Here is a 23,146-nt window from a genome sequence, read left to right on the forward strand (position 1 = left end):
GAATTTAACGGTTATTTTATGATTTTTTAAACACACCCGCAGGAAACACCCCCACGAATCCGCCCGAAACCCGCTCCCGGTCCACCCGCTCGCCGGCATCTTTCGGTATACCGGCTCCATTCCCCGCCCGAATCATTCCATTCAAAAAATATATAAGACCATTTCTCTACACACATTAAATCCCCGCGCACGGCGGGGTCTGGCACGGTGCCGGATTGCCGCCTCCCCATGGCTCCGGTTTACTGGCTGCAAACCGGAGCCCCCTCATGACCACCACCCCCAGCGCGCCCGCCCTTCCACGTCGCCGGGCACGCCTGGCCCTGCTGATCGCGGCGGCCGCGACCTGCATGGGCGCCGTGGCGGCGGGCGCGGTCGCCGGCTACGGCACATGGGTGCTGCACGCCAGCCGGCCGACGCTGGACGGCACGCTCGCCCTGCCCGGCCTGGATGCCCCCGTCACGATCACCCGCGACGGCGAAGGCGTCCCGACACTGACGGCCCGCACCCGCCCCGACCTGGCCCGCGCCATGGGGTTTCTCCATGGCCAGGAACGATTTTTCCAGATGGACCTGCTGCGCCGCCTGGGCGCGGGCGAACTGGCGGAACTGGTCGGCCCCGCCGCGCTGGATCTGGACCGCACGCACCGCCTGCACCGTTTCCGCGCCCTGGCCCAGGCGCTGCTGGCCCGGCAGGACCCGGCCGACCGCGCCCTGCTGGCGGCCTACACGGCGGGCGTCAATGCCGGCCGGGCGGCCCTGCACCACGCGCCGTTCGAATACACCCTCCTGCGCGTCGCCCCCACCCCGTGGCGCGACGAGGATTCGCTGCTGGTCGTCTATGCGATGTATTTCGACCTTCAGGAGCCCGACGGCGCCGGCCAACGCCTGCGCGCCGCCCTGCGCGACAGGTGGGGGCCGGAGATGACGGCCTTCCTCGATCCCGAACTGACACCGCTGGATGCCCCGGTCGACGGCTCAACCGCCTCGCCACCCGCCATGCCCGCCACCCTGCCCGCCCGTCCGCCCGCCGCTGCCCCGACCACACCGGCCGCGCTCCCGGCACCGGAACGCGGATCGAACAATTTCGCGGTCGCCGGCCGCCTGACGGCCACCGGCAGCGCCATGGTGGCCGACGACATGCATCTGGGCCTGATGGTGCCGAACATCTGGTACCGCGCCCGCCAGATCCTGCGCCCCGACGACACCCAACCCCCGGTGCTGGAGCTGACCGGCATCACCCTGCCGGGCGAGCCCTACCAGATCGTCGGCACCAACACCCACGTCGCCTGGGCCTTCACCGACGGCTATATCGAATCCGGCGACCTGATCGCGCTGGACATCCCGCCCGACGATCCCGCCCACTACCGCACCCCCGACGGCCCGAAGCCATTCGGCACCGCGCGGGAAACCCTCTGCGCCGCGCACGAAACCTGCCATCCGATGGCAATCCGCACCACGATCTGGGGCCCGGTCAACGGGCAGGACGCCGAGGGCCATCCATTCGTCTGGCACTGGAGCGCCGAAGACGCGGGCGCCGTCGATTATCGCGGCATCCGCGCGCTGGAATCCGCCAGCAGCGTCCGCGCGGCGCTGGACGCCGCACATCGTACCGGCCTGCCGCAGGAAAACCTGCTGGCCGGCGACCGCGACGGCCATATCGGCTGGACCGTCATCGGCCAGGTCCCCCGCCGCGTCGGGCTGGACGACCGGCTGCCCCATTCCTGGGCCGACGGCACCCATCGCTGGGACGGCATGCTGGCCCCGTCCGACATCCCCGAAATCCTGGACCCACCCGGCGGCCGTCTCTGGAGCGCCAACGGCCGCGTCGTCGGCGGCCCGGCGCTGACCACCCTGGGCGACGGCGGGTATGCCGACGGCCTGCGCGCCGGCCGCATCCGCGACGACCTGTATGCACGCGACCATTTCGCCGAATCCGACCTGCTGGCCATCCAGACCGACGACCACGCCACCGTCCTGCGCACCTGGCAGGCGCTGCTCACCGCCGCCATCGCCGCCCGCCCCGGCCGGGCCGACCTCGCCGCCATGGCCCCCTATGTCGCCTCATGGGGCGAACATGCCCGGCCGGAATCGATCGGCTACCGGCTGGTGCGGCAATATCGCGCCCACGCGCTGTCGATCGTCTTCGGCGCCTACGCCCACGCCCTGCCCGGCCTGCCCGAGGCCACGCCACGCATGCCGCCCCGCGCCGCCTGGGCGGTCCAGCGCCTGCTCACCGACCATCCCCCCGGCCTCCTCCCACCCGGCCAGCGCGACTGGGCCGCGATGGACAACGCCATCCTCGACGCGCTGGCGGCCGAGGTCCGCGCCGCCGGCGGCGTGGCCGCGTTCCGCTGGGGGGCGGCCAATCATGTCGGCATCCACCACCCGCTGGCCCGCGCGGTGCCGCTGCTGGGCCATATGACCGACCCGCCCGACCTGCCCGAAGCCGGCGACACCATCGTCCCGCGCGTCGCGGTACCGGGCTTCGGCGCCTCGGAACGGCTGGTGGTCAGCCCGGGCCATGAAGACACGGCCCTGTTCGAAATGCCGATGGGCCAGGCCGCCAACCCCCAGACCCCCTATTACGGCGCGGGCCAGCATGCCTGGGTCACCGGCGCGCCCCGTCCGCTGCTGCCGGGCACCACCCAATGGACCCTCACACTCTCGCCATAGAGCCTGACCGCAAATGCGGTCTGGCCGCTCTCGCTCACCAGCCCACATTCCCCGGCAGGCTCCCGGAACACGGCTTGCAAACCTACACCCGGATGCCAGCTCCGCCCTCCCGGCATTGGCCCCGCTTCCACTTGCTGCCAAGGTAACGGCAGGCAATGAGGGGGGCACATCGCGATGGGTTTCAAGGCACTCTTCTCCGGCATGACCCTGGCCTTCACCGGCTATGCCCTGTTCTCGATCAGCGATGCGTTTTCCAAATTGCTGGCCGGATCGCTCAACCCGTTCGAGGTCGCGTTCTCCAGCGGCGTCTTCGGCCTGCTGCTGCTGCCCTTCGTCCGCAAGCCGCACGAATCCTATCTCGACGTCTTCCGGCCCCGCCTGCGCGCCACCTGGGTGCTGCGGGCGGTGTGCGTCTTCGTGGCGACGGCCGCCAGCGTCAAGGCGTTCATGCTGCTGTCGATGCCCGAAGCCCTCGCGCTGATGTTCCTGATGCCGCTCTTCGTCACCATCCTGTCGGTGACGCTGCTGAAGGAAAAGGTCACCGCCTGGGCCTGGCTGGCCGTCATCCTCGGCTTCCTCGGCGTGCTGATCGTGCTGCGCCCCGGCATGCGCCCCCTCAATCTGGGGCATCTCTGCGCCCTGCTCGCCGCCTTCGCCAATGCCGGCAGCGTCATCGCCTACCGCCTCTCCAGCGCCGAGACGGTCCGCCTGTCGCTCCTGGGCTCCAGCCTCGTCGGCCCCCTGGTGGGCGACGGCCTGCTGATGGGGCTGAACGCCACATGGCCCGCCACGGCCGAGGCCTGGATCTACCTGTTCGGCTACGGCTTCCTGGCCGCGCTCGGCCAACTGCTGATGATGCTGGCCACCGCCCGCGCCCCGGCCAACCGCGTCGCCCTGCCGCAATACAGCCAGATGGTCTGGGCGGTGGCGTTCAGCTACCTGCTCTTCCACCAGTCGCTGGATGGCTGGACCTTCGTGGGCATCATCGTCCTCACCCTCTCCGGCCTGCTGAACTGGATCCGCCAGCGCATCCGCTACGAAAGCCTGGTCATCGAAGGCCATCTGGCCCGCTGGGAACACCGCAGGCCCACGGGCAACCAGCAGCCCCAAGCCCCCCGATAACCCCCAACGGAAGTCAAAGACAGACCGGCGGGAAGCGATTATCCAGAACATCCTCTGCCCCGCACCGCGCGGCACCGGCCACCCTGGAGAGACCAGACCATGAAGATCGTCCTGTTTTCGGCCAACGAGGCCGAGACCGCCCAAGCCATCACGGCGCTCGATCCCGCCTTCGCGGTCACCCGGGTGGCCGGGCCGATCACGGCGGAGATCGTGGACAGCTACGCCGACGCCGACATCATCAGCGGCTTCGCCGGCTGCGATTTCAGCGCCGCTATCCTCTCCCGCCTGCCGAAGCTGCGCTTCATCGCCATCCGCGCGACCGGCTTCGATTCCGTCGATCTCGCCTACTGCCGCGCCCACGGCATCCAGGTCTCCAACGTGCCCGTCTATGGTGACAGCACGGTGGCGGAACACGCATTCGGCCTGCTCCTCGCCCTCTCGCGCTGGACGGTCCCCTGCGCCGAGGCCACCCGGCGCGGCGATTTCGCCTACACCCCGGCCCGGGGCTTCGAACTGCGGGGCAAGGTCTTCGGCGCCATCGGCACCGGCCATATCGGCCGCCGCGCAATCGAGATGGCACATGGTTTCGGCATGTCCGTCATCGCCTACGACGAATACCCCGCGCCCGCGCTGCGCGATGCCCCGAACGTCCGCTACGCCCCCCTCGACGACCTGCTGGCCCAGGCCGACATCATCAGCCTGCACGTGCCCGCCACCCCCGAAACCGACGGCATGATCGGCGAACGCCAGTTCGCCCGCATGAAGCGCGGCGCGGTGCTGATCAACACGGCCCGCGGGCAGGTCGTGGACAACGCCGCCCTCCTCCGCGCGCTGGAATCCAGCCACCTCGCGGCGGCGGGCCTCGACGTGCTGCCCGACGAATCCCTGCTCCGCCACCCCGCCACACTGTTCGCGCCCGACGCACCCGCCGCCCCGGCCACGATGCGCGACGTACTGGCCGCCCGCGTGCTGGCCAGCCTGCCGAACGTGATCGTCACACCCCATAACGCCTACAACACCGCCGAAGCCTTCCGCCGGATCACCGAGACCACCGCCGCCAACATCCAGGCATTCGCGCAAGGCAACCCCATCAATCTCGTCACCTGACCGTCCGGGACAGAAACAGGACAGGACATCCCATGAACCTCGCACAGGACATTTCGGTCATCGGCGCCATCGCCACCTTCTGGCTGGTCGCCATGATCGTCCCCGGCCTCGATTTCCTGCTGGTCACCCGCCTGGCCATGATGAAAGGCCGCATGGCCGCACTCCGCGCCACCCTGGGCATCGCGACCGGCATCGCCGCATGGGGCCTGGCGGGCTTTTTCGGCATCCGCGCCCTCTTCATCGCCTCGCCCTGGCTCTACACCCTGCTGAAGGTCGGCGGCGGCCTCTATCTGTTCATCCAGGGCGCCCGCCTGTTCGCCGGAAGCTGGAAGAAAGCCCCCACCGACCAGCCTGCCACTCCCGCCCTGGCCACGACCCGCGCCTTCCGCATGGGCCTGCTGACCAACCTGGCCAACCCCAAGGCCCCCATCTTCGTCTCCAGCCTGTTCGCCGCCGCCCTGCCGCAACATGCGTCCATCGGACTCGGCCTCACCTGCGTCGGCACGATGTTCGTCATCGCCGTAGCCTGGTTCGCGCTGGTCGCCACGGTGCTGAGCCTGCGCCACGTCTCCCAGGCCTTCCTGCGCCTGCGCCAGTGGATCGACCGGGCTTCGGGCCTGGCCTTCATGGCACTGGGCATCCGCTTCGCGACGGAAAAGACAGTGTAAAGACCTTCTTTTTCTGAAGAAAAAGAAGCAAAAAGACTTTTATTCGTTCAGGGCCATCGCAAGCCGCAAGCATAAAGACTCATGAACGAATCAGGGTTTTTACCCTCCGCAATTCATGCCCGGAAACGTGGGCTGGTGAGCGAGAGTGCCGCGCAGCGGCACGCCCGTCGTGTGTTTCCGAGCACCGAAGCGGAGCGGCCATACGGGCCGTGAGCATCGGAGCGCAGGAAACGCGCGTCGGATCGCCACCAGCGCGCGTTTACGGGCATGAATTCAGATGAACATGCCGCCGGAGATTTCGATCCGCTGCGCGTTGATCCAGCGATTATCCTCCATCAGCAGCGACGCCACCGCCGGGCCGATATCCTCCGGCAGCCCGGGCCGCCCCAGCGCCGTCACGCTGGAGACGAGCGCATTGACCTGCTGGTTGTCCCGCACCGCGCCGCCGCCGAAATCGGTCTCGATCGCGCCGGGCGCCACGGTATTGACCGCGATGCCGCGCGGCCCGAGTTCCTTGGCCAGATAGCGCGTCAGCACCTCCACCCCACCCTTCATCGCGGCATAGGCCGCATAACCCGGCAGGCTGAACCGGGCGAGACCGCTGGAGAGATTCACGATCCGCCCGCCATCGTCAATCAGCGGCAGCATCTTCTGGGTCAGGAAAAACACGCCCTTGAGATGAATGTTCATCAGCCGGTCGAAATCCGCCTCGGTCGTCTCGGCAAAAGGCGCATGAATGCCAATACCCGCATTATTGACCAGAAAATCGAACCGCCCCCGGCCCCATTCGTCCTCCAGCACCTGCTTCACCTCCCCCGCGAACGCGGCAAAACCGCCGACATCGCCCGTATCGAGGCGCAACATCACCCCCTTCCGCCCCAGCGCGCCGATGGACGCCGCCGTGGCATCGGCCTCCTCCCGATTGCTGTGATAGGTGCCGATCACATCCACCCCCTTGCGGGCGAGCGCGATCGCCATGCTGCGCCCCAACCCACGGCTGGCGCCGGTAACCAGGGCGATTTTCGTGTCATGCAATGTCATGTGCCGATCCTTTCCAGAACAGGCCCCATGAATGGCACTTTCTCCCACGCCCATAATCGGCCAGAATTCGCGATCACTATCCGGCTGGGGCGAATAATGGATCGCATCGACACCATGCGGGTCTTCACAAGGGTGGTGGAACGCAGCAGCTTCATCCGCGCGGCGGAAGATCTCGGCCTCCCCGCCTCGACCGTCACCGATGCGATCAAGGCGCTGGAGACGCGGCTGAAGGTCCGGCTGCTGCACCGCACGACGCGCCAGGTCCGCGCGACGCTGGATGGCGAGGCCTATTACCGCCGCTGCCTGGCGATCCTCGATGACATCGAGGAAGCCGAAAGCGCCTTCAGCGCCCCCCGCCCGCGCGGCAGCCTGCGCGTCGATGTCCTGGGCGCGCAGGCCCGGCGCGTCATCGTGCCCGCCCTGCCGCAATTCTTCGCCGAATATCCCGACATCACGCTCTATCTCAGCGAGACGGACCGCTTCATCGACCTGATCAGCGAAGGCGTCGACTGCGCATTGCGCGTCGGCACACCGAAGGACAGCGACCTGATCGCCCGCCGCATCGCCCTGCTGCCCGAAATAACGGTCGCCTCCCCCGCTTATCTGCGCCGTTTCGGCATGCCGGAACGCTGGGACAGGCTGGACGGCCACCGCATGGTCGGCTTCCATTCCTCCGCCACCGGCGGCGTGCTGCCGCTGGAATTCATGGTGGAGGGCACATTGCGGACGGCGATGCTGCTGCCCTCGGTCCTGACGGTCAACGGCGCCGATACCTACAAGGAGGCCGCATTGCAGGGCCTCGGCCTGATCCAGGTGCCGCGCTACGCCGTGGAACAGGAGCTCGCCCAGGGCACCCTGGTCGACTGCCTGCCGGACACCCCGCCCTCCGCGTCACCGGTCCATGTGCTCTATCCCCGCAACCGCCAGCTCAGCCTGCGGGTCCGCGTCTTCATCGACTGGGTCGCGGGCCAGTACGCCCGATACACCTGAACGACCCCACCAGGACCGTCATCCCCGTTCCAGAAAAGCCGCATTCGCCGCGATCAGCGCATCCCAGTCCGCCCCGGCGGGCATCAACTGTCGCCAGGCCACGCCATGGCATTCCATGATCCGCGACCGCACCCAGCGCCACGTCGCGCGCTGAATGCCGCCCCAGGTCAGCAGCGATACCATGGAGTCCTCTTCCACGCCGTCATAGGCCCACGCCAGCAGGCAATGCCCGCCCCACGATCCCGGCGTCTGGTCGCCGGGGGTCGTCGTGTCCCACACCCCGCCTTCCTCTTGGTCGGCCAGCGCCAGCCGCACGCCCAGATAGGCCGCCCCCATGCCGGCCATGACCAGCCGCAGCGCATTCAGGTCGTCCGGCGCCACCGAGCCCCAGACCGGATAGAAGCTCTGGTCCGCCAGCGCATATCCATCGCGCGCGGCACAGGCCAGCACATCCACCTCCACCCCGCCCCGATCGGTCGTCGCATCGCCCGGCGTATAACCGGTCGAGCGTTCGTAAAACAGGATGGCATCCGCATCGCGCACCGCCACCTGAAACCCGGCCAGCGCCGCCGTGGCGCGGATATGATTGCCTAGCCCGGCCGCGGTGCAGTTCCCCAGCCGGTCATTGCCCAGCATCAGCGGCGCCGGGTCGATCCCCTCGCGCACCAGCCGCTCCGGCGCCCGCCGCGCCATCATCCGCAACCCGGCCAGCGACGGCTGGCCGGCGCGCGTCGCGGCCGGCAGGCAACCCAGCCGCCGCCCGATCACGCGCGGCATCGTCACACGCCCCGATACAGCGCCGCGCGCACCGCCGGCGCATCACCCGTCGCCGCCACCGACACCGTCGCCGGCGTCAGCCCCACCGCCGCCTCGATCAGCGGAATGATCTGCTCGGCGGTGGTGATGTACCCCGCCACCGCCGGATCGAGCGCCGACGCCACGGTACCGGCAATCGTCAGAATGGTCTGGAACTCCCCCGCCAGCGCCGTGGCCCACCCCTTGCCGGTCTCGATATCGATCGCGCCACCCGACGCCGCATTGATCTGCGCGGTAACGGTCCTGATCCCATCCAGCGCCTCATTGATCCGCGCCACCTGGTCGGCGGAAAGATGCGCCGACAGGCCCGGAATCGCCTCGATCGCCTGCGCCGCGAAATCGATCGCCCCGGCATCCGCCGCCAGTTCGGCGGTATTGATGCTGGCGGTGCCGCCGCTCACGGTGCAGGCCCCCAGCGCCGTCGCCATCCCCAGTCCCAGCAGCAGCATGATCGCGGGCCCACCCCCGCCATCCTTCCCCGGCGCGGCGCCCGGCTTCGTCCGGTTCGCGACATTGCGGAAATTCTGCGCCAGCAGATTCAGCGCCACATACACCCGCCCATAGACCGAACCCGCACTGGCCGGCACCGGCAACCACGGCATCAGCGCCGCGCACACGCCACACAGCGCGGCCACATAAACCACATCCTGAACCGGCACGACCGAAATCAGGGTCTGGAAAATCGTCATCGAATCCATGGATCGTTCCATTCCATATTGCGAAAAATCACCGAATCTTCAAAGCCGAACGAGAAATCTCTTCTGATGGGCGAACAGGCGGACTGGCGAACGAGAGCGGCCCAAGGGCCGCGCCCGTCATGTGTTTCCGAGCATCGGAGCGCAGCGGCCTTGATGGCCGCCCGCCGCGAAGCACAGGAAACGCGCGTCGGATCGCCGCCGGCCCGCCTGTCCGGTCAGACGCGAGCGTGGCCAGACAGGCGGACTGGCGAGCGAGAGCGGCCCAAAGGGCCGTGCCCGTCGTGTGTTCCCGAGCATCGGAGCGGAGCGGCCTTAATGGCCGTGAGCACCGAAGCACAGGAAACGCGCGTCGGATCGCCGCCAGCCCGCCAGTCCGGTCACGCTCCGATTGCGGTGGCGAAGGCGGCAATATGCACACTATCCACCCTGCCGGCCCCAAGCGCGCTGTTGTAAATCCGCTTCCAATAAGCACACAGCGCACCGGCATCTTTCGCATCCGGCACCGGCGCCGGATCGAAAAAATACTTCACCCGCGCCATCGCGCAGCCATAGCGCAGATTCCCGATCAACTGCTCCACGCGCGATATATCCGAACAACCCATGCCCGCCACACGGGTTTGCAGATCGGCATGTCCACCCCCCGCCAACATGGCCCACAGCGCATCATGGGTCGCCGGCTCCATCTGCCACAGCCCCAGCGCCGGCCCGCCCCCGCCCTGCACCAGCCGGGCGGCGCGCGATTCCACCAGCGCCGTGCCCGTCAGCAGCGTCACCGCCGCCGCCCCGCCCAACCCCAGCCGGTCGAGCACCGGCGCCACCACCCGCCATTTCAGGTCCGAGGGATCGAGGCCCCCCATCATCCCGCACCCCCACGCATCACGCGGCCCAGCCAGTCGACGAAGGGCTGATACCCCATCAGCGCCGACATCACGCCCCCCAGCGCAAAGCCCGCATTGCGAATCAGCCTGACGCCACCGGCAATCTGCGCATTCATCGCAATCAGCGTCCGCTGCGATTCCGCCAGCGGCGCCGTGGTGTCGGCAATCACCGCCCGCATCTCCCGCCGCAGATCAACGATCGCCCGCCGCATCTCCTCTCCATCGCGATCCGCCCGCTGGTCCTGATGCGCCCCCCGCGCCCGTCCCTCGGCCGAAATCTCGACCAGCTTCATCATCATGTCCCGCTGTCCGGCCTCCAGCCGCCCGATCCGCGCATCATGCTGGCGCAACGTATCGGACAGGCCAGCCGGATCAGGAACAACATGCCCGTCATTCATGTCCTGACCCCGTCTTTTCCAAAAACCAGACTCCGGACCGCCCTCAGGGCCCGGCATAGATAATCCTGTTCAGCATGATGGCAGGCGGCATGTTCTGACTGTCGCCGCTCCCCGCCGAGACGATCGTCAGCCCCGTGGTCGCACTCGCCGCCACCAGCCCCGTCGTTGCCACGGCCGTCTGCGCCGTCGCCTTTTCCTCGACATCCCCACCGCCGGCGAACACAGCATCCATCTCGCCGCCCGATCCCTGCGGCACCACGAAGCCGCTACCATGGTTCGGTCCATGGGCATGGCCCGGATCGGTCAGCGCATGCGTATGGCCCGGATCGGTGACATCATGCGCATGTGCCGCCGCCAACTGGCTGCCGCCGACAGCCCCCAGCACCACGCCATTGACGCCAGACCCCGCCATCGTCACCAGATTGGCCGCCGCCCCGCCCATGTTATCGACGCCGAACGTCGCCCGCCCCCGCAGGTCCGGCAGCCCGAAACTCGTGGCCCCATCGCCCGCGCCATACAGCGTGCCCAGCACCCCGAACAGCGCGGCATAAACCGTCCGGCTCACATTCTGCCCGCAGCACAGCAGCCACCCGGCCGGCGCCGCCGCACCGGCATAATCGACGATCACCCCCACCGGCACCGCCCCACCGCCCGCGCCCCCGGCCGCGCCGACCGGGTCCATGGTCCAGATCTGCTCGCCGGCCGCATCGCACAGCACAACGGCATAAGCCGCCCCGCCACTCAGGAAGATATTGCCGAACTGCCCGCGCGCGTCCGCCACCACCGGATTGGCATTCGCCACCGTCAGCGCCGCGTCGGCATAGGTCGCAAGCAGCGTGGTCGTGCCACTCTGGTAGAAGAACAACCGCGCCCCGGCCCTCGGCACGCCCGTCGCATCCACGCTGAAACTGTTGGGCCAGACGAACCGGGCGCCAGAATAAGCCATGCACCACCCCCACACCCGATCCTGGCGCGCTATGCGCCAGAAATTTCATGGTCTCGAAAGATCTTGATATTATCAGGCTTGACGCAGGGCTCTGCCCTGCACCCGCAAGGGGATGGTCATCCCCTTGACCCCTAGACGGTGTAGCTGCCGCCGTTGGGTGTGCCATAGACGTTGCCCAGTACGCCGGGGGAGGTGTTCGTGCCTGCCAGCAGCGACAGCGCGTTGCCGATGCCCGACATCAGGGCCGAACTCGATGCCGTCGTGCCGCGCGCCAGCGCATTGCCCTGCCCGCTCAACGCACTCAGCAACGTGCTGGCCGACGCATTGCCCTGGCTGCCCAGCGAAGACGCCGCCGAACTGCCCATGTTCGCCAGCCCCGACAGCGCATTCATGTAGTCGCCAAACTGCTGCCCGGCATAATTCTGCGCATAATTCTGCAACGCATTCATCTGCCCGCCCGAAAGCGTCAGCCCCCGCGCCGCCGCCGACTGGTCCAGCGACTGCTCCCCCTGCTGCAACGGAAACTGGTAATACGGCGTGTCGGTAAACGCCTGATAGGCCGCTGCCGCCCCCGATCCCTGCCCCGAATCCCCGCCCGGCAAGCCCAGCAGGCTGGCCAGGCTATACAGCGCATTGGTCCCCGTCCCCACATAGGGCGACAGGTTCTGGTCCGTCTGGTCATAGACGTTCTGCTGAAACTGCTGCGCCTGGTTATAAGCCTGCGCCTGCTGCCGCGCCGCCTTCGATGCCGCGTCCGACCCCACGATCCCGCTCGCCAGAGACCCCAGCGCCGACAGCCCGCCCCCGATCGCCGTTACCATGCCCCGATCCACTTCCCATACTGGCGTTCCATTTCCACCCAGCCCAGCCGGCGAAAGATCGGCCCCACATCCAGCGTCCGGCCATCGGGCGCACGATGCAGCTTGGTGCCGGTAATCATCCGCCGCACCCCCCGCGCGGCCAGCGTCCGCTCGGCCTCGCGAAACAGCCGGATTCCCGCCGTCCAGCGCCGATGCGCCGGCCGCACGTAATAGAGGTCGAAAAACGCATGGCTGACACTGCGATGATGCAGATGCGGCCACACCAGCGCCACCAGATACCCCGCCAGTACCCTGCCCTCGCGCATCGTCAGCACATGCAGCGCCCCAGCCGCTTCCAGCCGCCCATACGCCTCCAGGTCCGGGTCGAGCGGCGCACGCTCCCGGTCACTGGCCACCTCGTGAAAATGCGCCTGCCACAGCCCGCGCATCTCCTCCACCACGTCGCTCCATGGCTCGACGGCATAGATTGTCACGATACGGTCACCAGCAGCCCGCCCGCCGAAATCGTCAGCGCGCCGCTCGCCGAAGCCTGCGCCGCAATCGCGTCACCGGGTTGCAGAACCCGACCGATTTCATTGGGACTGTTCCAGGTCTGCCCCGGCAGGATCGTCTGGCCAAAGGTCGTCGCCGTCGCCGGCCCCGCCACCGCCCCGGACGGCACCAGATAAAGCGTCACCGAAACCGGCACCGCGCCCACATTGCACACGCCCAGACTATCGATCCGCGCGATCACCCCCGCCGGCGCGATATAAAGCGCGGCGGTCGCACCCGGCACACTCCGGGCCGGAATCAGGGCAACAGGCTGAACGGACATAAGGCATCGACCTTCGCGCAACACCCCCCGAAAGGGGCCGGATGGTGAGCGATGCCTGCGCCCGATACCCGTTTCTACCGCACGAACAGTTTTCCATACAAGAAGAAGAAACCAAGCAGGATAAAGAAGCCGCTCCCCTCTACCCGGCCACGATCTCCACCGCCACCGCCCGTGCCCCCAACTGGCCGAACCGCCACGCCACATGCGCAGCCCCCCACGCCGGCACGAAAGCCAGCGCATAAGGCGAAACACTGCTCACCAGATCGCACCCACCCGCCCGGCCCGACACCCAATCCACCGTGCCCCCGCCATAACAGCACAGCGCCCGCAACCGCCCCGGCGGCAAAGGCGTCGCCCCGACCCACGCCGCCGGATCGCCCAGCACGACCGTCAGCGTCGCACACACCGCCAGCGCCGCCACCAGCGCCACCGTCTGCTCCACATCCTCGATCAGAAACGCCGGATAGCGCCGCCGCATGTCCGGCCGCCGCAACGCCAGCGTCACCTCGTCCAGCGTCCCGCCAAGCACGACACGCCCCTCCGGCAGCGCGCACGCCTCCAGCATCTCATGCCACACCGGCGGTACGACACGCGCCCACACCACCATATCCACCCCCGGCCCGGCGAGGTCCGCCAGCGCGCCAGGCAATGCCGAAGCCCGCACATGCGGCGCCGCCCCCCGCTCCGGGCCAGACCAGCTTTCCATCAGGAACATCGTTCAGGCCGCGATCGTCACGGGCGCATCGTCCGCCGCCCCGCAGGCATCGGCGGCATCGACCGTCAGCAGCAGCCGCACCCGCTCGGCCTCGGGCAACCCCGAAAGCGGCGGCGAACGGTGCAGCACATGCCCCTCCTCCGTCCAGTTGGCGTACCGCCGCCCCTTCATCAGCACCACCGCGCCGGTTTCCGCCTGCCCGATGCGCGCCCCGCCATCCGCCGTCCACTGCACCCCCGGCCCCACATAGGCACACAGCAGCCGCAGCCCGACCTGATCGACATGAAATTTGCGGCAACTGTCGGTCACGATCCGCTCCAGACGCAGCCGCACCGCTTCCTGCCCCGCCACCGCGCCGTACAGCCGCGCCAAATCCAGCACATCCTCCAGCAGCGCCACGGTCCGCCCGGTAAAAGCGCCCGCAATCCCGGCCCGAATCTCCGGCACCGTTCCCCGCGCCTGGATCAGCCGCGCCCCCTCGGCCAGATACACCCCAGCCGCTTCCCGCACCCGCGCAGCCGGGGCGCGGGGGTGTTCCAGGATAAACCGGCCATCCTCCCGGATCGCGGCACAGCCTGCCAGATCACTCAGTCGGTCGCGTGTGGGGCAACAGGACATCGAACGGACACCACTCTACGGCATGGATTGATATATTATAACATACGGTGTAGAGGCCGCGAACGCAACCTTCCCTCGGAGCATCGCGATCATGGACACCCGGCTTCCCGTCACCGTGCTGTCCGGCTTCCTCGGCGCCGGCAAGACCACGCTGCTGAACCACATCCTGAACAACCGCGAGGGCCGCAAGGTCGCGGTCATCGTCAACGACATGAGCGAGGTGAATATCGACGCCGACCTGGTCCGCAACGGCGGCGGCGACCTGTCGCGCACCGACGAAAAGCTGGTGGAGATGAGCAATGGCTGCATCTGCTGCACCCTGCGCGACGACCTGCTGCACGAGGTCGGCCGCCTGGCCCGCGAAGGCCGCTTCGATTACCTGCTGATCGAATCAACCGGCATTGCCGAACCGCTACCCGTCGCCGCCACCTTTGAATTCCGCGACGAAGACGGCACCAGCCTCAGCGACCTCGCCCGGCTGGATACGATGGTCACGGTGGTCGATGCCGCCAACCTGCTGAACGATTACGCATCGACCGATTTCCTGCGCGACCGGGGCGAAGTCGCGGGCGACGGCGACGACCGCGCGCTGGTCGACCTGCTGGTGGAACAGATCGAATTCGCCGACGTGGTAATCCTGAACAAGACCGACAGCGCCACCCCGGCCCAGCGCGACGCCGCCCGCCAGATCATCCGCGCCCTGAACCCCGACGCCGACCTGATCGAGACCAACCACAGCCGGGTCGACCTGGCGCGCGTGCTCGACACCGGCCACTTCGACTACGACCGCGCCCACACCCACCCCCTCTGGTTCAAGGAACTGCACGGCCACGCAGGGCATGTTCCCGAAACCGAGGAATACGGCATCGGCAGCTTCGTCTACCGCGCCCGCCGCCCCTTCATCCCGGCCGCCTTCGCCCGCTTCATCGAACAGAGCTGGCCCGGCCTGGTCCGCGCCAAAGGCTATTTCTGGCTGGCCACCCGCCCCGACTGGGTCGGCGAACTCAGCATCGCCGGCGCCCTGGCCCGCCACCAGGCCGCCGGCCACTGGTGGGCCGCCATCCCGCACCGGCACTGGCCGCAGGACAAAGACTGGCGCCGCACCCTCACCCGGAACTGGGACGATATTTACGGCGACCGCCGGCAGGAACTGGTCTTCATCGGCACCGCCATGGACGAACCCGCCCTCCGCGCCGCCCTCGATGCCTGCCTCGTCCCCGAAGAGGAATTCCTCCCCCACCGCCACGCCAACCTGCCCGACCCCTTTCCCCTCTGGGCCACACAGGCGGCAGAGCCCGCCTGAAAGCCCGCCCGCTATATCGCGAGGCGCCTGGCCGCGATTTCGGCGGCCTCCCGCGCCTTGCGATCGATCCCGGCCCGCCGTTGCCATTCCACCGCCATCTGGCCGGACGATATGTCCGACGGCTCTCCATGGCGAAACGGCGGCTGCGGCGCATACTGGATCACCAGTTGCACATGCTCGGCCTCCACCTGCCCCCGCAACTGCGCCGCGAGCGAAAGGCCGAAATCGATCCCGGCCGTCACCCCACCGCCGGTCATCCGGTTCCGATCCACCACCACGCGCTCGCGACTTTCCCGCGCGCCCATGAGAGGCAGCAGATCCACCACCCCCCAGTGCGACGTCGCCCGATAGCCTCTCAGCAGCCCGGCCGCCGCCAGGATCAGGCTGCCCGTGCAGACACTGGTGACAAAGCGCGCGGACCCGGCCCGGCTTTTCAGGAACTCCAGAACCTCCGGCCTGTTCATGCAGGCGATCGTCCCGATCAGCCCACCGGGCACGAAGAGAACGTCGAGCGCATGCGGGCAGGTCTCCGGCGTATCCGTCGGCGGCACCGGAATGCCGATATCCGTCCTCACGGGCGTCATATCCATCCCGACCAGATGAATATCCGCCCCCAGGAGCTTGAGAATGGTCTGCGGCCCGACCAGATCCTGCAACACCATGTCCGGATAGACCAGCATGGCCACCGTGACCGGCGATCGGGCAGGCGGCATGCCGATCCCATATTCGCCATGCCCTGCCTCGCCACCCGGTGGGGCAGATGCGGCACGCGCCGTCTCCGTTGCCAATGCCGCCAGCGTCAACCCGGCAAAAGCACGACGACCAATGTTTGCAGACGGGCGCACCTGATTTTTATTGTTCATACCGTTCCCTCATCTTAGCGGGTCCGAGTATGACGCCCTTTGAGAATAAATTCACAACAGAATCCCCATCGCGGCACCGGCGCGATGGCGGCCGCTCACCCCGATCCGGCGCCTTCCCCGGCAGCCGGCGCATCCCGGCGCGGCCGCCCGACCAGTTCCCCTCCACAATTCGGGCACCGATGGTCCAGCACCTCCGCTGCGCAGGTAACGCAGAAAGTGCATTCAAACGAACAGATCACCGCCCCGCGCGATGCAGGCGGCAATGCCCTGCCGCAACAGCCGCAATCCGGACGCATCTCAAGCATGGTATCCCCCGTGAAGGGCAAAGCCCTCGTCCAGCCACCCCGCAACGCCCCCGGCCATGATCTTGACCGGCCGCCCCAGCCGCGCCAGACGCAGGGCCCCGCGTACCGCACCATTACAGTGCGGCCCGACACAATAGGTCACGAAGACCACTTCGTCAGGCCAGGCCGCCATACGCGCGGCCGTAATCTTTCCGTGCGGGATATTCAGCGCCCCGGCGATATGCCCCCGCGCGAAGAGATCGGGCCCACGCACATCGAGCAACACGAAATCGGCCTGTCCGGCCATCGCCGCATGCACATCCCAACAATCGGTTTCGAACCCGAACAGCGCGGAGAAATACGCAACGGCCTCGGCGGACGGTGCGGGCGGAATGGTGGTGACGGATGACGCCATCGAACGGCTCCCTGCTGCTTCTCCCAGCCAGAGTCCGTCCTCCGCCCCACGCTTGCAATTGGCACAAATGACAATCATCATGCAGATCATGCCAAACACAACCGGCCCGCTGGTCGCCGCCCTGCTCTATGACGGCCTGTGTACCTTCGAATTCGGCATCGTCTCCGAAATCTTCGGGCTGCCGCGCCCCGAAATGGGGCCGGGCTGGTACCGCTTCGCCAGTTGCGCCATCGAAGCCGGCCCCCTGCGCGCCCATGGCGGCTTCACCATCCTCCCCGATCACGGACCGGACCTCCTGGACCAGGCGGACCTGATCGTCATCCCCGGCTGGAAAGGCGCCGACGCCCCGGTCCCGCCCGCCCTGGTGCATCAATTGCGCCGCGCCCATGCACGCGGGGCCCGGCTGGCCTCCATCTGTTCCGGCGCCTTCGTGCTCGCCGCCACCGGCCTGCTCGACGGCGCGCCGGTCACGACCCACTGGCGCCACGCGGCCGCCCTGCAACGCCGCTTCCCCGCCATCCGCGTGGACAGCGCGTCCCTGTATCGCGAGACCGGCCGCCTCTTCACCTCCGCCGGCAGCGCCGCCGGCATCGACCTGCTGATCGCGATCGTCCGACAGGATTTCGGCCCGGCAGCCGCCAATTCCGTGGCCCGCCGCATCGTCATGCCCGCCCACCGCGCCGGCGGCCAGGCGCAGTTTCTCGAACGCCCCGTCAGTTCGCGCGCCGACACCGACATCGCCCCCTTCCTCGACCGGGTGCGGCAGACGCTCCACCAACCCTGGCCCATCGGCCGCCTGGCCAAGGAAGCCGGCATGAGCCGCCGCAGCTTCGAACGCCGCGTCGTCGCCGCCACCGGCATGCCGGCCGGAGAATGGCTGACCGCCGAACGCATCGCGGCCGCCCAGACCATCCTGCGTGAAACCGCCCGCCCGATGGAAGACGTCGCGGAAGCCGTCGGTTTCGGCAGCGTCTTCGCGCTGCGCCACCATTTTCGCAACCGCGTCAAACTCAGCCCCAGCGAATACCGCCGCAACTTCGCGGGCCGGCCCCCATCCCCCACGACGCAACCCGGCGGCACCGACCCCATATGATTTCCCTATGCCGCCATATTCATCCCCTCATCGTAACAAGGTGCAATAGGCTGTTCCTCCGGTCTCGCATTTTCACGAATCGACAGCTCTCCGGCCGCAGGAAGGCCGGGTATTCCGCACACCCGGCCACCCCGCGCGACAGAAAGTGGATTCCATGATCCGGACCCCCTCCCTGCCCGGCGCCCTCGCCTGCCTGCTGCTCGGCGCCTGCACGGCAACGCCCCCCGCCCGAACCACACCGGACGCCACCCCGCCCGCGCCGACCTACGCCGAAAACCACCGCCCGCAATTCCATTTCTCGCCACCGGCGCACTGGATGAACGACCCGAACGGCCTGGTCTATTTCGACGGCGAATATCACCTGTTCTACCAGCACAACCCCCGCACCAGCCTGTGGGGCCCGATGCATTGGGGCCACGCCGTCTCGCGCGACCTGGTGCATTGGCAAAACCTGCCCCTCGCCTTCGCGCCGGATACCGACGGCGAGGCCTGGTCCGGCAGCATCGTCGTCGACGAGCGCAACAGCAGCGGCCTCGGCACCGACGGCATCCCGCCGATGGTCGCGCTCTACACCGCGCACAACCGGGCCTTCAAGGCCGCCGGGCAAACCCAGCCGGAACGCCAGAACCTCGCCTACAGCCTGGATCGCGGCCGTACCTGGCGGAAATACGCCGGCAATCCCGTCCTGCCCAACCCCGGCGACCAGAAGAATTTCCGCGACCCCAAGGTCGCCTGGCACGCCGCGTCGCACCAATGGGTCATGACCCTGGCAGAAGGCGACCACACCGCCTTCTACGGCTCGCCCAACCTGAAGGACTGGCATTATCTCAGCCAGTTCGGCAGCGGCCTCGGCGCCCATGGCGGCGTGTGGGAATGCCCCGACCTGTTCCCCCTCGCGGTGCCGGAGACCGGCGAGACGAAATGGGTGCTGCTCCAGAGCCTGAACGCCGGCGCCCCCAATGGCGGCTCCGGCGCGCAATATTTCGTCGGCGATTTCGACGGCACACGCTTCACCCCCGATCCCCGCTTTGCCGGCGACGTGCGAAAACAGGGCGCCATATGGCTCGACTGGGGCCGCGACAATTACGCCGTCATCAGTTGGGCCGGCATACCGGCAACCGACGGCCGCCGTATCGCGATCGGCTGGATGTCGAACTGGGCCTATGCGCGCACGGTGCCCACCGAACAATGGCGCGGCGCCATGACCGTACCGCGCACCCTCACCCTGCACAGGCTCGCCGCGGGCTACCGCCTGTTCGCAGCCCCGGTGCAGGAGATCGCCACCCTCCACGGCACACCCCAAACCCTGCCCGCCCATAGCGTCAACGGCGCGCTGGCGCTGGACGTCCCCCCCGACACCGTCAGCCAGGCGGACATGACCCTGCATTTCGATCGCCCCATCGGCCCAAGCCGCTTTGGCCTGGTCTTCTCCAATGCGCGCGGCGAGGAACTCCGCGTCGGCTACGACGCCGCAACCAACCGCTATTTCAGCGACCGGCGCAAGGCCGCCAGTACCGCGTTCTCGAACAGCTTCGCCAGCCAGATCGACACCGCCCCGCGCACCGCAACACGCCCGGCCATCACAATGCGCCTGCTGATGGACGCGGCATCGATGGAACTCTTCGCCGATGACGGCCAGACGGTCATGACGGAAACCGTCTTCCCGTCCGAGAAGTTCGACCGCGTATCCCTGTTCAGCGAAGGCGGCGGCGTAGGCTTCAAGGGCGGCACAATCGCACCCATGCACGGCATCTGGCCGGCACCGCCTAGTCGGAATCCCCGCTGAAGCCCGTCGCCTCCAGCTTCCGGTCATCGAGCCGGAAGAACCCCATCGGATAGCGCCGGGAGAGAGTCTTCCCCATCTTGAAGCCCTTGAGGACATCGAACAGCAGCGGCACGTTAAAGCCGACCTTCAGCCCCGCCGCCTTGCGCACCTCGGCAAAGGTCGGCGAGTTCCGGTCGGCGATATTATAGACGTCGATCCCCTTCGCCTCCCCCTTCAGCCCGCGCTCCATCAGATGCACCATGGCCTTGGCCGCATAGGTGGACGAGATGAAGTGCGAGTTCCGGTAGAGAGAAAACATTTTCCGCATCCGGCCCCAGTTCAGGGAGTCGACAAGAAAGGCATGGCTCTGGGCCACGGCGATGCGATACAGGTCGATATGCATGTCGTTCTGATAACAGAACAGGATATCCTCCCCCAGAATCTTGCTCCGTGCATATTCCCGCATGAAATATTCAAAGAAATATTGTTTCCCGATCGGCCTGCCCAGATTGATGCGCGGCGTCTCCTCCGTCACCAGTCGCGTGGTCGGCGATCCGTAGACGACCATGGAACTGGCCTGCCCGAAATAGGACACCCCCTGCCGCACGCAGGCTTTCGCCAGCCGGTCGAGATTCGTGACATTGACGATCTCCATCGTCGCCACATCCGACAGGCTCGCCGCCAGATGAATCACGGCGCTGGCACCACGCACCAGATCATCCAACGCACTGTCGGGCAGGTCCGGCCGGGCAAAATCGCACTGCACCCACGCCACGCGCACGTCATCGGGAATGGTGCTGCGGAACTGCCCGCGGATGCGATATCCGCGCCGGGCAAGCTGGCCGATCACCGCATGGCCCAGATTCCCGGTCGCCCCGGTCACCACCACCAGCGGGCGCGTCTCGTCATCCATGTGCAGGGCAGAGAGGGTGCCAAGCCTGGTTTCCATGATCTCCTCCCGAATCTTGTCAGCCAGCCGGATCGCCAGCGCCATGATCATCAAGGTCGGGTTGGCATGGCCGCTGGTCGGAAACACCGAGGCCCCGACCACATGCAGCCCCTTCACCCCATGCACCTGCAACGCGGGATCGACCACGCTGGTCGCCGGATCGGTGCCCATCCGGGTCGTGCCGGCCGTATGCGCCATGTCATAGACGACCAGCGATGACAGATCGCCCGCGTCGAAGCCGGGTGCCAGGCGCAGTCCCCTGATCCCGCTCCGTTCGAAATCCTCCCGCAGCAACCGCGCGAAACGCAGCATGTCGCGGCGCAGGTCGTCCGATATTTCCCAACTGACCGCCGGCAATCGCAGGCCCAGCCGGTCGGTCTTCTCCGCCAGCGTCACCCGGTTGCCTTCCTCCGGCGGCTGTTCGGAAATGATGTTCAGCGTCACCGCATCCAGCCGCCGCCCCCTGCCGCCGCCCGCATAATCCCGCGCCACCATGTTCGCGTTCAAAAACACGGCGGCATCCGCCATCGCGCGGCGGATCTTCTCCGGTATCCTGCGGTAATTCAGCAATTTCCGCCCGACGGACGACACGACCAGCCCGGCATTGCGCAACACCGTCAGGCCGTCGCCCAGCGGCGCACGGCTCTCCCGCTTCGCCAGACGCCCCAATGCCATCAGCGGATCGTCACTGGCGATGCTCACCCCGGCAAAGGCGGCCATGTTCGGCATCCGATATTCGGACTGGGTCTCCGGTGCCAGCGCCACCCCGCAGGAATACATATAAACCCGGTAATCCTTCTGAAGCGGATAGAACCCCAGAAGGGTGGCGGCTTTCTCCCGATACCCGGGCGCGAAATCGCCCAGTTTGACACTGGGATGATCGGTCAGATAACGCCCCACCGGCCCATGCCCGGCCCCCGGCGACAGCAGCAGCAGCCGCGCGTTCTCAATGGTCCCGGCCGCGAGAATCACCTGATTGCACCAGATCGTGCCCCGATTGCGCCCCGTCAGCGACGACAGAACATCGACCCCGGTCACCGCCCCCGCATCCACCCGGACCCGCGCCGCCGTCGCCTTCAGGAAAATTGTGACGCCCTTATGATCTTCCGCAAGAAAGTCGGGGCCGAAGCGCATCACATCGGTCAGGGCATGGCGCGAGCGGGCGAACTGCCAGAAGAACGACCTGAAACGACGCAGCGAGGCCAGTTCGGGCGGCTCGCGGCGTCCGATGGCCTTCCACAGCGCCGATCCCCGAAGCAGCGGCCCAAGGTCGAGATACCGCGCCGCCCGCTCCAGAAAGGGCCGCAGATCGGCCTCCCCGACCGGCCAGCCAGAATTGGCGATCCAGGCCCGTTGCGCGTAATCGAGCGGGTCGAACACCGCCACCTTCCCGGCCCAGGCCGCCGTCGAGCCTCCCAGAACCCGGCAGCGGATACCGAATCTCTGCCGATCGGCGCTCCAGACTTTCATCTGGGCATCATTCTGCCGCCGCCTGGCCTCCTGGACCGCGCCCTCCTGGAGCGATCCATTGACCTCGACCTCGTTGAGTTCCTCGATCTGGGGCGTTTCCTCCCGATCCCCGCTTTCCAGCACGGCGATCTTCATATTATGCCCGGCCAGTTCGCGCACCAGCGTCAGGCCGGCAGCCCCCCCACCGATAATGACGACGTCGAAAGACTTGGAAAGGACGGCAGAATCCGTCGCAGCTTCAAAATCCACGTAGACCGTCATACGAACGCACTCCGGATTATTCGTGTTTTTCAACAATCCCCATTACAAAAATCGCACGCGGCTCCAATTCAGTATGTCAGCAACCGGGCCAGAAGATTTCCAGAAATGGCCAAGAACCATCCCTGCCCTCGATCCCGAGGCAGATCGTCAAACAACAGTGAAAATCGAATAATATCGTGAAACACGATGCGCGGAATCTGCCGATGCAGACAGGCGTGACGACCGCCGCCGCCCAAAAGTGAGCCGGTATATGGCGGCAACATTCCGTCTCAATACGCCACGCGGCGGCCCGGGTTTCAGACCGCCGCCATTTTTACCGGAACTCTTTCCGATATCGTCACGATAATTTCAAATCCGTCGGAATGACGGGCGCGGTTCCCAGCGGTCGCAACCACCTGGAAAGCAGACAATTATTGTCTTCCGACCCCTCGCCGGCACC

Annotated in this window: 23 protein-coding genes; 8 read left to right on the forward strand and 15 right to left on the reverse strand. The window is 67.3% G+C overall.

Annotated features, from left to right (window positions below; translation table 11 throughout):
* The first annotated feature begins 266 nt into the window (after window positions 1-266).
* From ACMAUO_RS07265 to ACMAUO_RS07280, 4 genes are all read left to right on the forward strand, one after another.
* A complete protein-coding gene (locus ACMAUO_RS07265; RefSeq protein WP_420356246.1) occupies window positions 267-2,672 on the forward strand; it encodes a penicillin acylase family protein in 2,406 nt (801 codons plus the stop codon).
* A gap of 174 nt (window positions 2,673-2,846) precedes the next feature.
* Window positions 2,847-3,794, forward strand: coding sequence for a DMT family transporter (locus tag ACMAUO_RS07270; protein WP_420356247.1), 948 nt, complete (start codon window positions 2,847-2,849; stop codon window positions 3,792-3,794).
* A gap of 99 nt (window positions 3,795-3,893) precedes the next feature.
* Window positions 3,894-4,901, forward strand: coding sequence for an NAD(P)-dependent oxidoreductase (locus ACMAUO_RS07275; protein ID WP_420356248.1), 1,008 nt, complete (start codon window positions 3,894-3,896; stop codon window positions 4,899-4,901).
* A gap of 32 nt (window positions 4,902-4,933) precedes the next feature.
* Window positions 4,934-5,569: a LysE family translocator gene (locus tag ACMAUO_RS07280; protein WP_420356249.1), complete on the forward strand. Its 636-nt coding sequence runs from the start codon at window positions 4,934-4,936 to the stop codon at window positions 5,567-5,569.
* A 273-nt stretch (window positions 5,570-5,842) separates the two neighbouring features.
* On the opposite strand, the gene ACMAUO_RS07285 is transcribed toward ACMAUO_RS07280, so the two are convergent.
* A complete protein-coding gene (locus ACMAUO_RS07285) occupies window positions 5,843-6,610 on the reverse strand; it encodes an SDR family NAD(P)-dependent oxidoreductase (protein WP_420356250.1) in 768 nt (255 codons plus the stop codon).
* 96 nt (window positions 6,611-6,706) lie between these two features.
* Here ACMAUO_RS07285 and ACMAUO_RS07290 point away from each other — a divergent pair, with 96 nt between their 5' ends.
* Window positions 6,707-7,600, forward strand: a complete 894-nt coding sequence (locus ACMAUO_RS07290) for a LysR family transcriptional regulator (protein WP_420356251.1) — start codon at window positions 6,707-6,709, stop codon at window positions 7,598-7,600.
* 18 nt (window positions 7,601-7,618) lie between these two features.
* Here the strand turns inward: ACMAUO_RS07290 and ACMAUO_RS07295 are convergent, their stop codons facing one another.
* The 10 genes from ACMAUO_RS07295 to ACMAUO_RS07340 form a co-directional block, all read right to left on the reverse strand.
* Window positions 7,619-8,377, reverse strand: coding sequence for a hypothetical protein (locus ACMAUO_RS07295; RefSeq protein WP_420356252.1), 759 nt, complete (start codon window positions 8,375-8,377; stop codon window positions 7,619-7,621).
* A gap of 2 nt (window positions 8,378-8,379) precedes the next feature.
* A complete protein-coding gene (locus ACMAUO_RS07300) occupies window positions 8,380-9,114 on the reverse strand; it encodes a hypothetical protein (RefSeq protein WP_420356253.1) in 735 nt (244 codons plus the stop codon).
* A 377-nt stretch (window positions 9,115-9,491) separates the two neighbouring features.
* Window positions 9,492-9,974, reverse strand: a complete 483-nt coding sequence (locus ACMAUO_RS07305) for a hypothetical protein (protein ID WP_420356254.1) — start codon at window positions 9,972-9,974, stop codon at window positions 9,492-9,494.
* Window positions 9,971-10,390, reverse strand: a complete 420-nt coding sequence (locus ACMAUO_RS07310) for a hypothetical protein (protein ID WP_420356255.1) — start codon at window positions 10,388-10,390, stop codon at window positions 9,971-9,973. Before ACMAUO_RS07310 ends, ACMAUO_RS07305 begins: the two co-directional genes overlap by 4 nt.
* Window positions 10,391-10,433: 43 nt before the next feature.
* Window positions 10,434-11,336 (reverse strand): tail fiber protein, encoded by a 903-nt coding sequence (locus ACMAUO_RS07315; RefSeq protein ID WP_420356256.1) that lies wholly within the window; start codon window positions 11,334-11,336, stop codon window positions 10,434-10,436.
* A gap of 131 nt (window positions 11,337-11,467) precedes the next feature.
* On the reverse strand, window positions 11,468-12,157 hold the full coding sequence (locus ACMAUO_RS07320; RefSeq protein ID WP_420356257.1) for a hypothetical protein: 690 nt from the start codon (window positions 12,155-12,157) through the stop codon (window positions 11,468-11,470).
* Window positions 12,151-12,630, reverse strand: coding sequence for a GNAT family N-acetyltransferase (locus tag ACMAUO_RS07325; protein WP_420356258.1), 480 nt, complete (start codon window positions 12,628-12,630; stop codon window positions 12,151-12,153). Before ACMAUO_RS07325 ends, ACMAUO_RS07320 begins: the two co-directional genes overlap by 7 nt.
* The gene (locus tag ACMAUO_RS07330) at window positions 12,627-12,971 is read right to left on the reverse strand and encodes a hypothetical protein (RefSeq protein ID WP_420356259.1); all 345 of its coding nucleotides are present in this window, start codon (window positions 12,969-12,971) and stop codon (window positions 12,627-12,629) included. The genes ACMAUO_RS07325 and ACMAUO_RS07330 overlap by 4 nt, the downstream gene beginning before the upstream one ends.
* A gap of 139 nt (window positions 12,972-13,110) precedes the next feature.
* Entirely contained in the window at window positions 13,111-13,677 is a 567-nt protein-coding gene (locus ACMAUO_RS07335) for a hypothetical protein (RefSeq protein WP_420356260.1), read from the reverse strand.
* Window positions 13,678-13,689: 12 nt separating this feature from the next.
* Window positions 13,690-14,304 (reverse strand): DUF1826 domain-containing protein, encoded by a 615-nt coding sequence (locus tag ACMAUO_RS07340; protein WP_420356261.1) that lies wholly within the window; start codon window positions 14,302-14,304, stop codon window positions 13,690-13,692.
* Window positions 14,305-14,395: 91 nt separating this feature from the next.
* Between ACMAUO_RS07340 and zigA the strand changes: the two genes are divergently transcribed.
* Entirely contained in the window at window positions 14,396-15,607 is a 1,212-nt protein-coding gene (gene zigA, locus ACMAUO_RS07345) for a zinc metallochaperone GTPase ZigA (RefSeq protein WP_420356262.1), read from the forward strand.
* A gap of 11 nt (window positions 15,608-15,618) precedes the next feature.
* Here the strand turns inward: zigA and ACMAUO_RS07350 are convergent, their stop codons facing one another.
* From ACMAUO_RS07350 to ACMAUO_RS07360, 3 genes are all read right to left on the reverse strand, one after another.
* Window positions 15,619-16,470, reverse strand: coding sequence for a DJ-1/PfpI family protein (locus ACMAUO_RS07350; RefSeq protein WP_420356263.1), 852 nt, complete (start codon window positions 16,468-16,470; stop codon window positions 15,619-15,621).
* 95 nt (window positions 16,471-16,565) lie between these two features.
* Window positions 16,566-16,775: a DUF1272 domain-containing protein gene (locus ACMAUO_RS07355; protein WP_420356264.1), complete on the reverse strand. Its 210-nt coding sequence runs from the start codon at window positions 16,773-16,775 to the stop codon at window positions 16,566-16,568.
* Window positions 16,768-17,169, reverse strand: a complete 402-nt coding sequence (locus ACMAUO_RS07360; RefSeq protein WP_420356265.1) for a rhodanese-like domain-containing protein — start codon at window positions 17,167-17,169, stop codon at window positions 16,768-16,770. The genes ACMAUO_RS07355 and ACMAUO_RS07360 overlap by 8 nt, the downstream gene beginning before the upstream one ends.
* Before the next feature lie 79 nt (window positions 17,170-17,248).
* On the opposite strand from ACMAUO_RS07360, the gene ftrA reads away from it, so the two are divergent.
* Together ftrA and ACMAUO_RS07370 are read left to right on the forward strand one after the other, a co-directional pair.
* Window positions 17,249-18,262, forward strand: a complete 1,014-nt coding sequence (ftrA, locus tag ACMAUO_RS07365; RefSeq protein WP_420356266.1) for a transcriptional regulator FtrA — start codon at window positions 17,249-17,251, stop codon at window positions 18,260-18,262.
* 154 nt (window positions 18,263-18,416) lie between these two features.
* Window positions 18,417-20,048 carry a glycoside hydrolase family 32 protein gene (locus ACMAUO_RS07370; RefSeq protein WP_420356267.1) on the forward strand — a complete coding sequence of 544 codons (1,632 nt, stop codon included), beginning with the start codon at window positions 18,417-18,419 and terminating at the stop codon, window positions 20,046-20,048.
* Here ACMAUO_RS07370 and ACMAUO_RS07375 read toward each other — a convergent pair.
* Window positions 20,029-22,707 (reverse strand): GMC oxidoreductase, encoded by a 2,679-nt coding sequence (locus ACMAUO_RS07375; protein ID WP_420356268.1) that lies wholly within the window; start codon window positions 22,705-22,707, stop codon window positions 20,029-20,031. The genes ACMAUO_RS07370 and ACMAUO_RS07375 overlap by 20 nt on opposite strands.
* Between the last annotated feature and the right edge of the window lie 439 nt (window positions 22,708-23,146).

The sequence above is a fragment of the Gluconacetobacter brunescens genome (assembly GCF_048695475.1).
Lineage (GTDB): Bacteria > Pseudomonadota > Alphaproteobacteria > Acetobacterales > Acetobacteraceae > Gluconacetobacter.

What these genes read in the sequence shown, in the direction of transcription:
- ACMAUO_RS07265 (WP_420356246.1), top strand. Translation starts at nt 267, where the DNA reads ATGACCACCACCCCCAGCGCGCCCGCCCTTCCACGTCGCCGGGCACGC.
- ACMAUO_RS07270 (WP_420356247.1), top strand. Translation starts at nt 2,847, where the DNA reads ATGGGTTTCAAGGCACTCTTCTCCGGCATGACCCTGGCCTTCACCGGC.
- ACMAUO_RS07275 (WP_420356248.1), top strand. Translation starts at nt 3,894, where the DNA reads ATGAAGATCGTCCTGTTTTCGGCCAACGAGGCCGAGACCGCCCAAGCC.
- ACMAUO_RS07280 (WP_420356249.1), top strand. Translation starts at nt 4,934, where the DNA reads ATGAACCTCGCACAGGACATTTCGGTCATCGGCGCCATCGCCACCTTC.
- ACMAUO_RS07285 (WP_420356250.1), bottom strand. Translation starts at nt 6,610, where the DNA reads ATGACATTGCATGACACGAAAATCGCCCTGGTTACCGGCGCCAGCCGT.
- ACMAUO_RS07290 (WP_420356251.1), top strand. Translation starts at nt 6,707, where the DNA reads ATGGATCGCATCGACACCATGCGGGTCTTCACAAGGGTGGTGGAACGC.
- ACMAUO_RS07295 (WP_420356252.1), bottom strand. Translation starts at nt 8,377, where the DNA reads ATGCCGCGCGTGATCGGGCGGCGGCTGGGTTGCCTGCCGGCCGCGACG.
- ACMAUO_RS07300 (WP_420356253.1), bottom strand. Translation starts at nt 9,114, where the DNA reads ATGGATTCGATGACGATTTTCCAGACCCTGATTTCGGTCGTGCCGGTT.
- ACMAUO_RS07305 (WP_420356254.1), bottom strand. Translation starts at nt 9,974, where the DNA reads ATGATGGGGGGCCTCGATCCCTCGGACCTGAAATGGCGGGTGGTGGCG.
- ACMAUO_RS07310 (WP_420356255.1), bottom strand. Translation starts at nt 10,390, where the DNA reads ATGAATGACGGGCATGTTGTTCCTGATCCGGCTGGCCTGTCCGATACG.
- ACMAUO_RS07315 (WP_420356256.1), bottom strand. Translation starts at nt 11,336, where the DNA reads ATGGCTTATTCTGGCGCCCGGTTCGTCTGGCCCAACAGTTTCAGCGTG.
- ACMAUO_RS07320 (WP_420356257.1), bottom strand. Translation starts at nt 12,157, where the DNA reads ATGGTAACGGCGATCGGGGGCGGGCTGTCGGCGCTGGGGTCTCTGGCG.
- ACMAUO_RS07330 (WP_420356259.1), bottom strand. Translation starts at nt 12,971, where the DNA reads ATGTCCGTTCAGCCTGTTGCCCTGATTCCGGCCCGGAGTGTGCCGGGT.
- ACMAUO_RS07335 (WP_420356260.1), bottom strand. Translation starts at nt 13,677, where the DNA reads ATGGAAAGCTGGTCTGGCCCGGAGCGGGGGGCGGCGCCGCATGTGCGG.
- ACMAUO_RS07340 (WP_420356261.1), bottom strand. Translation starts at nt 14,304, where the DNA reads ATGTCCTGTTGCCCCACACGCGACCGACTGAGTGATCTGGCAGGCTGT.
- zigA (WP_420356262.1), top strand. Translation starts at nt 14,396, where the DNA reads ATGGACACCCGGCTTCCCGTCACCGTGCTGTCCGGCTTCCTCGGCGCC.
- ACMAUO_RS07350 (WP_420356263.1), bottom strand. Translation starts at nt 16,470, where the DNA reads ATGAACAATAAAAATCAGGTGCGCCCGTCTGCAAACATTGGTCGTCGT.
- ACMAUO_RS07355 (WP_420356264.1), bottom strand. Translation starts at nt 16,775, where the DNA reads ATGCTTGAGATGCGTCCGGATTGCGGCTGTTGCGGCAGGGCATTGCCG.
- ACMAUO_RS07360 (WP_420356265.1), bottom strand. Translation starts at nt 17,169, where the DNA reads ATGGCGTCATCCGTCACCACCATTCCGCCCGCACCGTCCGCCGAGGCC.
- ftrA (WP_420356266.1), top strand. Translation starts at nt 17,249, where the DNA reads ATGCAGATCATGCCAAACACAACCGGCCCGCTGGTCGCCGCCCTGCTC.
- ACMAUO_RS07370 (WP_420356267.1), top strand. Translation starts at nt 18,417, where the DNA reads ATGATCCGGACCCCCTCCCTGCCCGGCGCCCTCGCCTGCCTGCTGCTC.
- ACMAUO_RS07375 (WP_420356268.1), bottom strand. Translation starts at nt 22,707, where the DNA reads ATGACGGTCTACGTGGATTTTGAAGCTGCGACGGATTCTGCCGTCCTT.